Source organism: Streptomyces sp. WM6386, from assembly GCF_000972385.1.
Taxonomy (GTDB): Bacteria; Actinomycetota; Actinomycetes; order Streptomycetales; family Streptomycetaceae; genus Streptomyces.
The window spans coordinates 1-15,062 of the sequence record NZ_JXTE01000115.1 but is presented as its reverse complement, the minus strand read 5'-3'; the positions used below and the strand labels follow the sequence as shown (position 1 = coordinate 15,062).

Annotated in this window: 14 protein-coding genes; 6 read left to right on the top strand and 8 right to left on the bottom strand. The window is 70.3% G+C overall.

The genetic code is table 11. The annotated features are described in order from the left end of the window. The coding region (locus tag TN53_RS38920; RefSeq protein WP_046263570.1) for an MFS transporter at positions 1–735 on the top strand (735 nt) is incomplete at its 5' end. Between the two features lie 38 nt (positions 736–773). Here the strand turns inward: TN53_RS38920 and TN53_RS38915 are convergent. The 7 genes from TN53_RS38915 to TN53_RS38885 form a co-directional block, all read right to left on the bottom strand. Next, positions 774–1,874: a calcium:proton antiporter gene (locus TN53_RS38915; protein WP_046263569.1), complete on the bottom strand. Its 1,101-nt coding sequence runs from the start codon at positions 1,872–1,874 to the stop codon at positions 774–776. A gap of 60 nt (positions 1,875–1,934) precedes the next feature. Beyond that, positions 1,935–2,249 carry a hypothetical protein gene (locus tag TN53_RS38910; RefSeq protein ID WP_324609647.1) on the bottom strand — a complete coding sequence of 105 codons (315 nt, stop codon included), beginning with the start codon at positions 2,247–2,249 and terminating at the stop codon, positions 1,935–1,937. A gap of 128 nt (positions 2,250–2,377) precedes the next feature. Further along, positions 2,378–3,379 (bottom strand): TerC/Alx family metal homeostasis membrane protein, encoded by a 1,002-nt coding sequence (locus tag TN53_RS38905; protein WP_046263567.1) that lies wholly within the window; start codon positions 3,377–3,379, stop codon positions 2,378–2,380. Between the two features lie 228 nt (positions 3,380–3,607). After that, positions 3,608–5,626: a TerD family protein gene (locus TN53_RS38900; RefSeq protein ID WP_046263566.1), complete on the bottom strand. Its 2,019-nt coding sequence runs from the start codon at positions 5,624–5,626 to the stop codon at positions 3,608–3,610. A 50-nt stretch (positions 5,627–5,676) separates the two neighbouring features. After that, the gene (locus TN53_RS38895) at positions 5,677–6,255 is read right to left on the bottom strand and encodes a TerD family protein (RefSeq protein ID WP_046263565.1); all 579 of its coding nucleotides are present in this window, start codon (positions 6,253–6,255) and stop codon (positions 5,677–5,679) included. 151 nt (positions 6,256–6,406) lie between these two features. Continuing rightward, the gene (gene uvrB / locus TN53_RS38890; protein ID WP_046263564.1) at positions 6,407–8,536 is read right to left on the bottom strand and encodes an excinuclease ABC subunit UvrB; all 2,130 of its coding nucleotides are present in this window, start codon (positions 8,534–8,536) and stop codon (positions 6,407–6,409) included. A 40-nt stretch (positions 8,537–8,576) separates the two neighbouring features. Continuing rightward, positions 8,577–9,446 carry an MHYT domain-containing protein gene (locus TN53_RS38885; protein WP_046263563.1) on the bottom strand — a complete coding sequence of 290 codons (870 nt, stop codon included), beginning with the start codon at positions 9,444–9,446 and terminating at the stop codon, positions 8,577–8,579. 280 nt (positions 9,447–9,726) lie between these two features. Here TN53_RS38885 and TN53_RS38880 point away from each other — a divergent pair, with 280 nt between their 5' ends. The 3 genes from TN53_RS38880 to fdhA all read left to right on the top strand — a co-directional run bounded on the left by TN53_RS38880 (position 9,727) and on the right by fdhA (position 12,595). Beyond that, positions 9,727–10,599, top strand: a complete 873-nt coding sequence (locus TN53_RS38880) for a glycerophosphodiester phosphodiesterase (RefSeq protein ID WP_046263562.1) — start codon at positions 9,727–9,729, stop codon at positions 10,597–10,599. 79 nt (positions 10,600–10,678) lie between these two features. Then, the gene (locus TN53_RS38875; protein WP_046263561.1) at positions 10,679–11,233 is read left to right on the top strand and encodes a methylated-DNA--[protein]-cysteine S-methyltransferase; all 555 of its coding nucleotides are present in this window, start codon (positions 10,679–10,681) and stop codon (positions 11,231–11,233) included. Positions 11,234–11,362: 129 nt separating this feature from the next. Beyond that, positions 11,363–12,595 (top strand): formaldehyde dehydrogenase, glutathione-independent, encoded by a 1,233-nt coding sequence (gene fdhA, locus TN53_RS38870; RefSeq protein WP_046263560.1) that lies wholly within the window; start codon positions 11,363–11,365, stop codon positions 12,593–12,595. Between the two features lie 51 nt (positions 12,596–12,646). Here the strand turns inward: fdhA and TN53_RS38865 are convergent, their stop codons facing one another. After that, a complete protein-coding gene (locus TN53_RS38865) occupies positions 12,647–13,075 on the bottom strand; it encodes a VOC family protein (RefSeq protein WP_046263559.1) in 429 nt (142 codons plus the stop codon). 98 nt (positions 13,076–13,173) lie between these two features. On the opposite strand from TN53_RS38865, the gene TN53_RS38860 reads away from it, so the two are divergent. After that, positions 13,174–14,082: a pseudouridine-5'-phosphate glycosidase gene (locus TN53_RS38860; RefSeq protein WP_046263558.1), complete on the top strand. Its 909-nt coding sequence runs from the start codon at positions 13,174–13,176 to the stop codon at positions 14,080–14,082. After that, the coding region (locus tag TN53_RS38855) for a carbohydrate kinase family protein (RefSeq protein WP_420719158.1) at positions 14,067–15,062 on the top strand (996 nt) is incomplete at its 3' end. The genes TN53_RS38860 and TN53_RS38855, both read left to right, overlap by 16 nt.

Below are 15,062 nucleotides of genomic sequence, written 5' to 3'. Positions count from 1 at the left end.
GTGCCGTTCTGGGCGGCGGGGGTGCTGGCCGTGGCGGGGCTGTGGCTGCGGTCGTCGCTCGCCGAGAGTCCCAGCTTCCTGGAGATCGGCGACCACGCGCGTGTGCCGTTCGTCGAGGTCGTGCGCGACCACTGGCGGCTCGTCCTGCTGACGGCCGGGGCGCTCGCGGTCGGGTACGCGATCTTCTACGCCGTCACGACCTGGTCCCTCGCGTATGCGACGGAGCGGCTGGGCGTGGGCCGTACGGTCATGCTGGCCTGCATCATGGCCGCGGTCGTGGTGAAGGGATCGCTCACACCGGTGGTGGCGTTGCTCGGCGACCGCTACGGGCGGCGGCCGCTGTGTCTGACGGGGTGTGCGGCGGCGGCCGTATGGATGTTCCCGATGGTCGCGCTGCTCTCGACCGGCGAACCGCTGCTGATGTTCCTGGGGTTCCTGGGCGCGATGCTCGCGTTCATCACGATGTTCGCCGTGATCGCCGCGTATCTGCCGGAGCTGTACGAGCCGAGGGTGCGCTGCACGGGCGCCGCGGTCGGCTACAACCTCGGTGGTGTCCTCGGGGGCGCGCTCACGCCGATCGTGGCGACGGCGCTCGCCGAGCGGGGCGGACGGGTGCCGTGGGGCGTGGGGGCCTATCTGACGGGGATCGCGCTGCTGAGCCTGGGGTGCTTCGCGCTGCTGCCGGAGACTCGTCCGGTGCCGGTGGCTGTCCCTGCGGAGCCGGCCATGGACTGATCCAGGGAATCGGTCCATGGGTCGGTCAACAGGTCGGTCTATGGATTGATCGCCAGCTCCAGGTAGGCCGCGAACAGCACCAGGTGTACGCCGCCCTGGAGCGGGGTGGCCCGGCCCGGCACCACCGTCAGGGAGCTGACCACCACGGTCAGGGCGAGCAGCACCATGTGGGTGGCGCCCAGGCCCAGGACGAGCGGGCCGTCGAGCCAGATGGAGGCCAGGGCGACGGCGGGAATGGTGAGGCCGATGCTGGCCATCGCGGAGCCGAGCGCGAGGTTGAGGCTGGTCTGCACGCGGTCGCGGCGCGCGGAGCGCAGTGCGGCGATGGTCTCGGGGAGGAGCACCAGCAGGGCGATGATCACGCCGACGACGGCATGCGGCAGTCCGGCGGCGGACACCCCGGACTCGATGGTGGGCGACACACCCTTGGCCAGGCCGACGACGCCGATCAGGGCCAGTCCCAGCAGCCCGAGGCTGATCCGGGCGGCGCGGGAGGACGGCGCGTCGGCGTGGTCGTCGACGGTGACGACCACGCCCTGGCGGGTGATCGGGAGGAAGTAGTCGCGGTGCCGCACGGTCTGGGTCGCCACGAACAGGCCGTACAGGACCAGCGAGGAGAGCGCGGCGAAGGTCAGCTGGACGCCGGAGAACTCCGGGCCCGGCTTGCTCGTCGTGAACGTCGGCAGGACCAGGCTGAGAGTGGCCAGGGTGGCGACGGTCGCGAGGGCGGCGCCGGTGCCCTCGGGGTTGAAGACGGCGATGCCGTGGCGCAGCGAAGCGACCAGGAGGCAGATGCCGACGATGCCGTTGCAGGTGATCATCACGGCCGCGAAGACCGTGTCCCGGGCGAGAGTCGAACTTTTGCCACCGCCGTCGGCCATCAGGGTGACGATGAGGGCGACTTCGATGATGGTGACGGCGACGGCGAGAACGAGGGAGCCGAAGGGTTCGCCGACCCGGTGCGCGACCACTTCGGCATGGTGCACGGCGGCCAGGACGGCGCCCGCGAGGACCAGGGTCACCAGGGCGACGATCACGCCCGACAGATCCCGCCCCCAGGTGAGGGCCAGGAGGACGACGGCGAGCACCGGCACGAGGATCGTCCACTGGGTGGTGAGCGACCTGAGCCGAGTGATCATGCAGCGATCGTGGCAGAGGGGGCGGGGCCCCGCACCCTGGCGGGACGGGGCCCCGCGGCCTCACTTGAGCTCGGTGACGTCCACCAGATCGCAGTCCGTGAAGGTCGGCGCCTTGGTGCACAACGCGGCCATCTGCTCCGCGAACTTGCCCGTCTCCGGGTCGCCGCTGTTGCGCATGGCCTCCTCGTAGGAGTCGAACTCGATCACGACGAGATAGCGGTCGGGATTGCTGCGGTCCCTCAGCACCATGCGGTGGGTGGGGCCGTCGGTGCGGCCGGCGAACTGTTCCTCCGCCTGCCGGCCCAATGCCTGCATCTCTTCGATGCGGTCGGTCTCGTAGTCGATGATCTGCACGAACTTCATGGGTGCGTCCACGGTGCCTCCACCCGGCCGTGGCGTCTCCGGGCGGGAGACGCTCCGCACACAACGGCAGCACCGGAAGCGGTGGGCGGCAATTGGCCGCACGGCGCTCCCGGTGCTGGTTGTTCCTACGTCCGACATGGTCAGACGTCGATGCTGTCCTTCGGAGCGCCATCGCTCTGCGCCTGCGCCGCCTCGGCCGCCGCCTGCTTCTTGGAGGCATGGAGGCTGGTGATCGTGGTGACGATCAGGACCGCGCAGATCACGCCGAGGGAGACCGGGATGGAGATCTCCGGGACATGGACCCCGGACTCGTGGAGCGCGTGCAGCACCAGCTTGACGCCGATGAAGCCGAGGATGATCGACAGGCCGTAGCTGAGGTGGACCAGCTTCTTCAGCAGACCGCCGATGAGGAAGTACAGCTGGCGCAGACCCATCAGGGCGAACGCGTTGGCCGTGAACACGATGTACGGGTCCTGGGTCAGGCCGAAGATCGCGGGGATCGAGTCCAGGGCGAAGAGCACATCGGTGGTGCCGATCGCGAGCATGACGACCAGCATCGGGGTCATGACCCGCTTGCCGTTCTCCTCGATCCACAGCTTGGTGCCGTGGTACCGGTCGGCGACACCGAAGCGGCGCTCGGCGGCCTTGAGCAGCTTGTTCTCCTCGAACTCCTCTTCGTCCTCGTCGGCCCGGGCTTCCTGGATGAGCTTCCAGGCGGTCCAGATCAGGAAGGCACCGAAGATGTAGAACACCCAGGCGAAGCTGGCGAGGATCGCGGCGCCCGCGGCGATGAAGATGGCCCTCAGCACCAGGGCTATGAGGACACCGACGAGCAGGACCCGCTGCTGGTACTGCGACGGGACCGCGAACTTCGCCATGATCAGGACGAAGACGAAGAGGTTGTCGACACTCAGCGACTTCTCGGTGATGAAGCCCGCGAAGAACTCTCCGCCGGCCTGGCCACCGCCGAAGATGAGGAGGCCGAGGCCGAAGAGGCCGGCCAGGGCGATCCAGACGACGGTCCAGATTCCGGCTTCCTTGATGGACACGTCGTGCGGCTTGCGGCCGATGAAGAAGTCGACCGCGATCAGGGCTGCGAGGCCCACGATCGTCAGGACCCACAGGGTCACGGAAACATCCATTGCTGCGCCTCCGGCATTACGTAACGGCAAATAACCAGCGTCGTCGCGCTGCCGGAGGTCTCTTCCACCCAAGGTGGGCCGACGCCCCGGGATCGGATCCGATCCGTATTGACGGGTACGCCGCATCGACAGGGAGTACTCCCCTCCGTGAGGAAAACGGTACCCCAATCACCAAGGAAAGGTAAAGCGATTGGCAAAAGGAAGGTCAAAGTGCCTGCTCAGGTGACTTTACGTGTGCTTGGTGCGAGCCGTCGCCACCTGCTGGAGCACCTGCTGGAGCACCTGGCTGCCCGCCGGCACGAGCGAGGGCTCGTACGTCCAGGCATGCCCCACCCACGGGTCGGCGAGATGGTCGTCGGGAACCGGGGTGAGTCGCATCAGCGAACGCCACAGCGGGTCGAGCAACGGGCCGTACCCGGAGGCCTCCTCGCGGTCCGCGACCATCATCAGGTGGACACCGACCGCCGGGCCCTCGTCGGCGAGGTACCGCAGCTGGGTCACGGCGCGGTCGTCGAAGCCGTGCGGGAAGTCGTTGACGATCAGGAGCTGCTCGGCGGTGTCGAAGCCGGGCGGGAGCGCGTCGGGCGCACCGCCGCGCACCGCCATCTGCACCAGGTCGACCCGCTGGGTGAGCCGGGCCAGAACGTCCGTCACACCCGCCGCGCCGACGGCGGGCGGGGCCGCGAGCACGCCGCTCTGCACCAGCGGCACCAGCGCCTGTCCGCCCGAGCCCGCCGGGTCGATGACGTGCACGGTGAACTCGCGCGCGGGATAGACGGCGAGCAGCCGGGCCGCGACCGCCACCGCGGTGTCCATGGCCAGACGCTTCACTTCGTGGGAGTCGGTGTACGAGCCGTCGATCGTGCCGGCCCGCCCGCTGTCGACCCACAGCCCACGCTCCAGCGGGAGCCTGACCAGCATCGGGATGCTCACCTGCGGGGCCTCGGGAAGGTGGAGGTCGCCCAGGCGCAGGGCCATGGGGATCTCCATCGGCACCCGGTAGCCGTGCCAGACGGGGTTGTCCCAGCGGGCGTACGCCGGCGGCAGTGCGGGTTCCACGACATCGGCCTCGGCGGCGAGCTGCGAGAGGTCCCGGTCGAGGGCCGCCTGGGCCTGGTCGACGAGCTGGGCGTGCTTGGCGCGGGCCGCCTCGCGCGCGGCGTCGCCCTGGCCCCCGATCCGGCTGCGCGGGTCGGAAAGGACCTGGTCGAGCTCCTTCTCCATGCGCGACTCGGCGAAGTCGACGGCACTGCGGTACGCGGCCATGGAGCGGGCCAGATCCTCGAACATGCCCCACACCTGGTTGTAGAGCCGCTCGTCCATGGACCAGCCGGTCGCGTCGCCCGCGACGGGCTGCTGCGGCTGTCCGGGCTGGGCCGGGGGCGCGGTCGGCGGGGGCGGCGGCGGTGCCGTGGTCTGCCGGCGCGGGTGGCTGTAGTCGACCGGGCCTCCCGCGGCGGGCGCGGACGGCTGGGTGGCCGCGGAGGGGCCCGTGGAGCCCTGCTGGGCGCCCTGTGCGCCGTAGGGAGACGTGGGCTGGCCGGACGTCTGGGCGCCGTAGGGCGACGTCGGCGGCTGCGGTGGTTCGGCGCCCTGAGGTGCCGTACCGCCCTGGTCCGGGCCGAGTGCCGGTGTGGCCGTCTGCCGGGTGCGGTCGCTGTCGGCGGTGCGCGGCGGGGCCGGTACGGAGCGGGCCAGGCCCTGGGCCACGGCCTCGTTGATGCTGCCGGCGAGCGTGTGGGCCTCCGGCATGCCCTGGTCCGCCAGAAGTTCGGCGAGGCCGCCGGCATACCCCTGGCCGACGGCGCGCACCTTCCAGGCGCCCTGACGGCGGTAGAGCTCCAGGGCGACGACGGCGGACTCGGCCTCCAGGCCGGTGATGGTGTAGCTGGCGACCTCGCTGCCGTCCAGGCCGGTGACCGCGACGAAGGGGGCGGCCAGACCGCCGAAGCGGACCGGGCCCGCCACTCCCGTGGGCAGGGCGAGCAGCACACTGATCCGGTGCACCGCCTCCGGCATGGCGCCGAGGTCCACCGCGAGACGGTGGTCGGCGGCTGCCTGCCGGGAGACCTCCAGGCCCGGCAGGGTGGGTGCGCCCGGATGGGCCACCCACTCCACGCCGTGGATCTTGCCGTGCTCGTCGCTCAACGCGGCTCCGGCCACGATCGGCTTGCCGGCCGAGACCCGGATCTCGAGACGGGCCTGGGAGAGCGGGTGGTTCTGCCCCCGCACCAGCTCGGCCGTCATGCCTTCGTCCCCCTGTGTCGCTGTTCGGTGTCGGGTACCGCTGGCGCGGCTTACAGGTGCGGCAGGATCGCGGGCATCAGGTCCTGGAAGGTGCGGCCGTTGGCCGGAGTACCCAGGGCCGTCATCGTCCAGCCGGGGCCCGTGCGGTGCACCTTCGCCATGATCTGGGCCGTGTAGGCGCCACCGCCCGCGAGCGTGTAGCGGGCCAGCTCCTGGCCGTTGGTCTCGTCGACCAGGCGGCAGAACGCGTTCTGCACCTCCTGGAAGGTCTGGCCCGTGAAGGAGTTCACGGTGAAGACGATCTGGTCGATGTGGACCGGGATGCGCGCCAGGTCGACGAGGATCGCCTCGTCGTCGCCACCCTGGCCGACACCGCCGACGAGGTTGTCGCCGGTGTGGCGCACCGAGCCGTCGTCGCTCACCAGGTGGCGGAAGAAGACGACGTCGACCGGCTGCTTGTCCGCGAACAGGACAGCGGAGGCGTCGAGGTCGATCTCCCGGGTGCGCGAGCCGAACAGGCCGCGACGGGGAGCCGCCTGCCAGCCGAGACCCATGCGCACCGAAGTCAGGCTGCCGCCATCGTTCTTCTGCAGACTGATGGCCTGACCCTTGGTCATGTTGACGGTCACGCGCTGATTCCCCTCTCGAACTGTCCCCTGTTACCGCGGGCTCCGCGGTTGACCAGAACCCTACGCAGTGGCACTGACAGTGCCGCTACCCAGGTCCGCACTTTGTGTCGGTCTTGCAACACAGCGCGTTCGCAGCGGGGGTGGGCGCCCGTCAGGCCAGGCCGGCCTCCCTCATCTGACGCAGTTCCTTCTTCATCTCGGAGACCTCGTCACGCAGCCGGGCCGCGATCTCGAACTGGAGGTCGGCGGCGGCGGCGCGCATGCGCTCGGTCATCTCCTCGATCTGCCCCGCGAGCTCGGCAGCGGGCCGGTCGGTGGGCACGGTCTCCTTGGCCTTGCCCTTGGCGCCCTTGGCCGCCTTGCCGCCGAGAGAGGGCACGGGGGCCTTGGCGGCCTTGCCGTCCTTCTGCTTGCGGTACCCGGAGCCGAGCAACTGCTCGGTGTCGATGTCCTCGCGGGCGATCTGCGCCACGATGTCGTTGATCTTCTTGCGGAGCGGCTGGGGGTCGATGCCGTGCGCCGTGTTGTACGCGACCTGCTTCTCCCGACGCCGGTTGGTCTCGTCGATGGCCTTCGCCATCGCCGGGGTGATCTTGTCGGCGTACATGTGGACCTGACCGGAGACATTGCGCGCCGCGCGGCCGATGGTCTGGATCAGGGAGGTGCCGGAGCGCAGGAAGCCCTCCTTGTCGGCGTCGAGGATGGCCACCAGGGACACCTCGGGCAGGTCGAGGCCCTCGCGCAGGAGGTTGATGCCGACCAGGACGTCGTACTCGCCGGAGCGCAGCTCCCGCAGCAGTTCGACGCGGCGCAGGGTGTCGACGTCGCTGTGCAGATAGCGGACCTGGATGCCGAGCTCCAGGAAGTAGTCGGTGAGGTCCTCGGACATCTTCTTGGTGAGCGTGGTGACCAGGACACGCTCGTCCTTCTCGGTGCGCTTGCGAATCTCGTGCACCAGGTCGTCGATCTGGCCCTCGGTGGGCTTGACCACGACCTCCGGGTCGATGAGGCCCGTGGGGCGGATGATCTGCTCGACGACGCCGTCCCCGCGGGAGAGCTCGTAGTTGCCCGGTGTCGCGGACAGGTAGACGGTCTGTCCGATCCGCTCCTGGAACTCCTCCCACTTCAGGGGGCGGTTGTCGAGGGCGGAGGGCAGCCGGAAACCGTGGTCGACGAGGGTGCGCTTGCGGGACGCGTCGCCCTCGTACATGGCGCCGATCTGCGGGACCGTGACATGCGACTCGTCGATGACGAGCAGGAAGTCGTCCGGGAAGTAGTCCAGCAGGGTGTTCGGCGGGGAGCCGGGCTCGCGGCCGTCGAAGTGCATCGAGTAGTTCTCGACGCCCGAGCAGGAGCCGATCTGGCGGAGCATCTCGAGGTCGTACGTCGTTCGCATGCGCAGACGCTGGGCCTCCAGGAGCTTGCCCTGCTTCTCCAGCTCGGTGAGGCGCTCGCCCAGCTCCTTCTCGATGTCGTTGGCGGCCCGCTCCAGACGCTCGGGGCCGGCGACGTAGTGGGAGGCCGGGAAGACGTACAGCTGGCGGTCGTCGCTGATGATCTCGCCGGTGAGCGGGTGGAGGGTGGACAGGGCCTCGATCTCGTCACCGAACATCTCGATGCGGACGGCGAGTTCCTCGTAGACCGGGAAGATCTCGATGGTGTCGCCGCGGACGCGGAAGGTGCCGCGGCTGAAGGCCAGGTCGTTGCGCGTGTACTGGATGTCCACGAAGCGGCGCAGCAGCTGGTCGCGGTCGATCTCGTCGCCGACCCTGAGGGGGACCATGCGGTCCACGTACTCCTGCGGGGTGCCGAGGCCGTAGATGCAGGAGACCGAGGCGACCACGATGACGTCACGGCGGGTGAGCAGCGAGTTGGTCGCGGAGTGGCGCAGGCGCTCGACCTCCTCGTTGACCGAGGAGTCCTTCTCGATGTAGGTGTCCGACTGCGGGACGTAGGCCTCGGGCTGGTAGTAGTCGTAGTACGAGACGAAGTACTCGACCGCGTTGTTCGGCAGCAGCTCCCGGAACTCGTTCGCCAGCTGGGCGGCCAGGGTCTTGTTCGGGGCCATCACCAGGGTGGGCCGCTGGAGCTTCTCGATCATCCACGCGGTGGTGGCGGACTTGCCGGTGCCGGTCGCACCGAGGAGGACGACGTCCTTCTCACCGGCCTCGATGCGCTTGGCCAGGTCGGCGATGGCCGCCGGCTGGTCGCCGCTGGGCTGGTAGGGACTGACGACCTCGAAGGGCGCCACCGTGCGTTCGATCTGGGAAACGGGCCGCATGGAGTCCACCGTACGACCCCCCACTGACAACGCGGTCCGATCACCGGTTCTGCGGGGTGCGGGAGCTGCGGTGGCCGGCGCCTCGGCGGGGGCGGATCGAGGAGCGGCGCGGGGTGTGCGGGGCGCCGGCGTGGGCCGGGATGCCGGGCTTGTTCTCGGCGGGGGTCCAGTCGGGCTTGCCCATGACCATCAGCGGGTCGAACATCACGACGACGCCGGCGATCAGCAGGAAGGCCAGGGGGCCGACCAGCATGGGCGCGAGCAGCTCGGCCGGCGAGTCGCCCGAGGAGGGGGCGCCGGCGGCGCCGTGCAGGTGGACGCTGAGGGCTGCCATGCCGGTGTAGTGCATACCGCTGACGGCGAGCCCCATGACGAGACTCGCGCCGACACTCCACAGGAAGCCTCTGACCTGGCCGGCCGCCCACAGCGCCGCGGTGGCGGCGCACATGGCTATGACGACGGAGGCGGCCACGGTGAGCGTGTTGTATTCCAGTTTTCCGTTGAACCGCATTCCGGCCATGCCGAGATAGTGCATGGAGGCGACGCCGAGGCCGGTGATGGTGCCGCCGGTGAACAGGGCCGTTCCGCTCGCGCCCCGGTAGCCGACTATGAAGATCCCGATGCCCACCATGACGATGGCGACGCCCAGACTCGCAAAGGTCGTCGGCTTGTCATAGTGGATCGGAGCACCCTTGACCGTGAAGCCCATCATGGCGACGAAGTGCATGGTCCAGATGCCGGAACCGATGGCCGCGGATCCGAGGGCGAGCCAGCCGGGTCTCCAGGAGTTCGAGACCAGCATGGACCGGGTGGTGCAGCGCAGGCCGAGGGCACCTCCCAGGCAAGCCATGAGGTAGGCCACCAGCGGTGTGACGAGTCCGTAGCTGAATCCGTCGACCGTGCCTTGCATGCGCGGCTGTCCTTCCCGCCCTCTTACGTCCCGGAATGTGCTGAAATACGCCCCCTCCCAGGACCGCCCGAGCGGTCAGGGTTGAGGCAGAGAGTATGACTCCCACCGGAATGGTCGAACGATTTTCCGGCAAAGAAACACGCCCTTGCCCCAGTTGTGCGGCACCAGTGAGCGGAGTTGGGCAACCCCATTCAATCTGTGGTCATTCTGTACCCCCCTGCTGTTGACCCTCTGCTGTCACAGTTGAGCTGTCCGTGATCGCTCGACGCAAGGAGTCAGCATGCACGCGCGCGCAGTTGCCGCCACGACCTCCGCGCTCCTGGGGGCTGCCACCCTCCTGCTCCCCGCCTCCGACGTCCGCGCCGTCGAGGTCGGCGAGCCGCCGACGGTCATCGCCCACCGGGGCGCGTCCGCCTATGCCCCCGAGAACACCCTGGCCGCCGTCGACAAGGCGGCCGAGCTGGGCATCCGCTGGGTCGAGAACGACGTCCAGCGCACTCAGGACGGCGAGCTCGTCGTCCTGCACGACGACAACCTGCGGCGCACCACCGACGTCGAGGAGGTCTTCCCCGACCGGGCGCCCTGGAAGGTGAAGGACTTCACGGCGGCCGAGATCGCGCGCCTCGACGCGGGAAGCTGGTTCGGCCCCGCGTACGCGGGCGCGCGTGTGCCGACCCTGGAGCAGTACGTGCACCGTGTCGACCGCAACCACCAGAAACTGCTGCTGGAGATCAAGAACCCCGAGCTCTATCCGGGCATCGAGCAGCAGACCCTCAAGGTCCTCGCCAACGAGAACTGGCTCGACCAGCAGCACCGGTCCCAGCTGATCGTGCAGAGCTTCAGCGCGGACACCGTGCGGACCGTCCACAAGCTGAAGCCCGACGTCAAGACCGGTCTGCTCGGCACGCCGAAGGTGGCGGACCTGACCGTCTACGCGCAGTTCACCGACCAGATCAACCCGTCACACAGCACCATCTCGACCGGGTACGTCTCCGCCGTACAGGCGTTCACGGGGGCGCACGGCAAGCCGCTGGAGGTCTTCGCCTGGACCGTCAACGACGCCGCGACGGCGAGGCGGGTCGCGAGGTACGGCGTCGACGGCATCATCACCAACACGCCGGACGTGGTGCGGGACGCGGTGGGAGCGCCCTGAGAGGCCGCCCCGCCCGGGGAGCTTCCGTACTCCGGCCGCACCCCGGGCGTTGTCAGTGGCGGGCCGTACGGTGGGTCGCATGAACAGCCATGGGCAGTACGAGCAGCAGGTCGTGTGGGCCGTGGTGGGCACCGGCATCGGTCCGCTGCTGCTGGCCGCGACCCGCGAGGGCCTGGTCAACGTCGTGTTCCACGCCACCGAGGCGGTGCGCGACCACGCGCTCGACCGGCTGGCGTCCCGGCTGGGCACCGAGCCCGTGGAAGCACCCGCCTCCCCGCTGCTGGCCGAGGCGATACGCCAGGTGGAGGCGTACTTCGCGGGCGCGCGGCAGGACTTCGAGCTACCGCTGGACTGGTCGCTGATCTCCGGCTTCAACCGTGAGGTGCTGCGCGAGCTGGCGTCCGGAGTGCCGTTCGGCAGCGTCGTGGGATACGGCGACCTGGCCGGACGGGTCGGCCAGCCGGGGGCGGCCCAGGCGGTGGGGGCGGCGATGGGCGCCAATCCCCTGCCGGTGGTCGTGCCCTGCCACCGGGTCGTCGAGAGCGGCGGCGGCATCGGCGGGTTCGGGGGCGGTCTGGAGACCAAGCGGAAGCTGCTCGCCCTGGAGGGAGTGCTTCCGGAACCGCTGTTCTGAGGGCCGCAGAGCGGGCCGGATCCGCCCCCGCGCGAGGGCTGGCCGGAAGGCTGCGGCGGTAGCAGACTCCGCCATGCGCACAGCCACTGGCATCCGAAGACTTCGGAGCCGAAGGGACGGCGATCACGCATGAGCGCAACCGGAAACAGGGCAGTCGCGTATCTCAAGCCGGGCGCGGTGGAGGTCAGGACCATCGACTACCCGACGCTCGAGCTCCAGGACGGGCCGGGGGTCGCAGCCGCCAACGTCGGCCGCAAGTGCCGGCACGGCGTGATCCTCAAGGTGCTCGCCAGCAACATCTGCGGCAGCGACCAGCACATGGTGCGCGGGCGGACGACCGCGCCCGAGGGGCTGGTCCTCGGACACGAGATCACCGGAGAGGTCGTCGAACGGGGACCGGACGTCGAGACCCTCGACGTCGGCGACATCGTCTCCGTGCCGTTCAACATCGCCTGCGGGCGATGCCGCAACTGCAAGGAACGCAAGACCGGCATCTGCCTGAACGTCAACCCGGCACGACCCGGGGCAGCCTACGGATATGTCGACATGGGCGGCTGGGTCGGTGGCCAGGCCGAGTACGCCATGGTGCCGTACGCGGACTTCAACCTGCTGAAGTTCCCGGACCGGGACCAGGCCCGCGAGAAGCTGCTCGACCTGACCATGCTGTCGGACATCTTCCCGACCGGCTTCCACGGCGTGGTGAGCTCGGGTGCCGGCGTCGGCTCGACGGTGTACGTCGCGGGAGCGGGGCCGGTGGGCCTGGCGGCGGCCGCGTCCGCGCAGTTGCTGGGCGCCGCGGTCGTCATCGTCGGCGACCTCAACGCCGAGCGGCTCGCCCAGGCGCGGAGCTTCGGCTGCGAGACCGTCGACGTCTCGCGGGGCAGCGTGGGCGAGCAGATCGCGCAGATCCTCGGGGAACCCGAGGTGGACGCCGCGGTCGACGCGGTCGGCTTCGAGGCACGGGCCCACGGCCCACAGGCCCCGGAGGCGCCCGCGACGGTCCTCAACTCGCTGATGGGCATCACGCGCGCGGGCGGCGCTCTGGGCATTCCCGGTCTCTACGTCACGGACGACCCGGGCGGGGTCGACGCGGACGCGAAGTCCGGGACGCTGAAGGTGCGGCTCGGGCTCGGCTGGGCCAAGAGTCACCGCTTCACCACCGGTCAGTGCCCGGTGATGCAGTACCACCGGAACCTGATGCGGGCGATCCTGCACGGGCGCGTGCACATCGCCAAGGCGGTCAACGCGACCGTGATCGGCATCGAGGACGCACCACGCGGCTACGCCGAGTTCGACCAGGGCGCCAGCCGCAAGTATGTGCTCGACCCGCATGGGGCGCTGGACGGCGTGCGGCCGGTCTGACACCTCTGGAGGGGGCCGCGCATGTGTGGCCCCCTCGCCGCGCCGCGCCCCCTACTCGTAGTGGCGGGCCTCGAAGACGTTCCCGTCGGGGTCGCGGAAGTAGAAGCTGCGGCGGGCCATGCCCCGGGCGCCGAAGGAGTCGTAGGAGAAGTCCGAGACGGGTACCGACTGTTCCTCCAGTCGGACGCGGAGTGCCTGGAAGTCGTCGCCGGGCAGGGCCAGGCAGACATGGTTGACGGGATGTCCCGAGCTCTCGGTGGCGCCGGGGAGCATCGTCATGCGTTCCGTCATGGTGAGCGGCATCAGGTCGAAGATGGTCTCGTCATTGAGTCGTACGGAGGGGAAGGACACCGCTCCCGCGGCGTAGTCGGTGATCCTCAGGGGTGCCATGCCGACTGCCTTCTCGTAGAAGTCGGCCGACGCCACCGGGTCGTGCACCCAGAGGACGACATGGTCGAGACGTGTGGCGTTGTCCGTCATGTCCCCAGGCTGATGTCGTCCCCCACAGCCCGCAAGGGTTTGGCCGGGTGTGCTGCCCGCCAGAGATCAGGGAGGACCCATCGACAGGAGGCAGGCGCGTGGTGCTGGTGTTGTCGGAGGAAGTGCGCGAGGCGGTCGACGCGCGTCGACCCGTGGTGGCCCTGGAGTCCACGATCATCGCCCACGGGTTGCCGCGGCCGCGGAACCTGCAGGTGGCGCTGGAGTTGGAGGACGTCGTACGGCAGGAGGGTGCCGTTCCCGCGACGATCGCGGTGCTGGACGGGCGTCCCCATGTCGGCCTGGACAAACAGCAGTTGGAGCGGGTCGCCAACGAGGACGGGATCCGCAAACTGGGCCATCGTGACCTGCCGCTCGCGGTGGCCGCCGGGGCCAGCGGGGCGACCACGGTGTCGGCGACGGCACAGCTGGCGGCGCTGGCGGGTGTGCGGGTGTTCGCGACCGGTGGGCTCGGCGGGGTGCACCGGGAGTGGACGGTGACGCAGGACGAGTCGGCGGACCTGGGGCTGCTGGCGCGCACGCGGATCACGGTGGTCTGCGCGGGCGTGAAGTCGATCCTCGACGTGCCGGCGACCTTGCAGCGTCTGGAGACACTGGGCGTGGCCGTGGCCGGGTACGGCACGGACCGCTTCCCCGGCTTCTACCTGTCCGATTCGGGGCATCCGGTGGACTGGACGCTGGACTCCCCGCAGCGGGTGGCGGAGGTGATGCGGGCTCAGGACGCCCTGGACGGAGCCGGGTCGGCGCTGATCGTCGCCAACCCGGTCCCCGAGGCGGAGCAGTTGGACCCGGAACTCCACGCGCGCGTGCTCGCGGACGCGTTGCGGGCCGCCGAGGAGGCGGGGGCCACCGGTCAGGGGGTCACGCCGTTCCTCCTCTCCTACCTCGTGCGGCACACCGACGGCGCCTCCCTGAGCGCCAATCTGGCGGCGGTGCGGGGCAACGTCCGACTGGCGGGGCGGATCGCGGCGGCCTGGGCCGGGGCGTGACGGTCGCGGCGGACGGTTCCGGGGCCGAACCGGCTCCGGGTGGTGCGCTGTTGGTCGTCGGTGACGTCGTCACCGACATCGTGGCCCGGCACCGGGGGCCACTCGCGCCGAGCACCGACACGGCTGCGGCGATCCGGACGCTGCCGGGCGGGGCGGGGGCCAACGTGGCCTGCTGGGCGGCCCGCCGGGGCGGCGTCGAGGTGCGGCTGCTCGGGCGGGTGGGTGCGGACGCGGCCGCATGGCACGAGCGGGAGCTGGTGGCCTGCGGGGTACGGCCCCGTCTCGTCGTCGATGCGCAGGCGCCGACCGGGACGGTGATCTGCCTCGTCGACACGGGCGCCGCGGCCGAGCGGACGTTCCTCACGGACAGCGGCGCGGCCCTGCGGTTCGATCCGGACGACTGGTCGGACGCACTGCTCGACGGGGTGGCGCGCCTGCATCTGTCGGGCTATCTGCTGTTCTCGGAGCCGAGCCGCGCGTTGGTGGACGTGGCCTTGGCCGCCGCACGCGCGCGTGGTGTGCCGGTGAGCCTGGATCCGGCGTCGACAGGATTCCTCGTCGAACTCGGTGTCGACCGTTTCCTGACGCTGACGGAGGGGATCGACGTCCTGCTGCCCAGCCGTGACGAGGCGTGTCTGCTGACAGGGCTGCCCGACCCGGCGGACGCGGCGGCCAAGCTGAGCCACCACGTCCCGCTGGTGGTCGCCAAACAGGGGGCGGACGGTGCGCTGGTGGCCCGCTCGGGCACGGTGCTCGCCCAGGTCCCGTCCGTACCGGCGACCCCCAGGGACACCACGGGCGCGGGCGACGCGTTCACGGGCGCGTTCCTCGCCGCTCTCCTCACGGGTGCCGAGCCCGAGGAGGCGGCGCGGGAGGGGTGCCGGGCGGGGGCGATGGCGGTCGAGCGCGTGGGCGGCAGACCGCCGGCCGTGGGCGGCAGACCGCCGGCCGTGGGCGGCAGACCGCCGGCCGTGGGCGGC

Coding starts and splice junctions, on each gene's coding strand:
- TN53_RS38915 (WP_046263569.1), bottom strand. CDS start 1,874: ATGATCACTCGGCTCAGGTCGCTCACCACCCAGTGGACGATCCTCGTG.
- TN53_RS38905 (WP_046263567.1), bottom strand. CDS start 3,379: ATGGATGTTTCCGTGACCCTGTGGGTCCTGACGATCGTGGGCCTCGCA.
- TN53_RS38900 (WP_046263566.1), bottom strand. CDS start 5,626: ATGACGGCCGAGCTGGTGCGGGGGCAGAACCACCCGCTCTCCCAGGCC.
- uvrB (WP_046263564.1), bottom strand. CDS start 8,536: ATGCGGCCCGTTTCCCAGATCGAACGCACGGTGGCGCCCTTCGAGGTC.
- TN53_RS38885 (WP_046263563.1), bottom strand. CDS start 9,446: ATGCAAGGCACGGTCGACGGATTCAGCTACGGACTCGTCACACCGCTG.
- TN53_RS38880 (WP_046263562.1), top strand. CDS start 9,727: ATGCACGCGCGCGCAGTTGCCGCCACGACCTCCGCGCTCCTGGGGGCT.
- TN53_RS38875 (WP_046263561.1), top strand. CDS start 10,679: ATGAACAGCCATGGGCAGTACGAGCAGCAGGTCGTGTGGGCCGTGGTG.
- fdhA (WP_046263560.1), top strand. CDS start 11,363: ATGAGCGCAACCGGAAACAGGGCAGTCGCGTATCTCAAGCCGGGCGCG.
- TN53_RS38865 (WP_046263559.1), bottom strand. CDS start 13,075: ATGACGGACAACGCCACACGTCTCGACCATGTCGTCCTCTGGGTGCAC.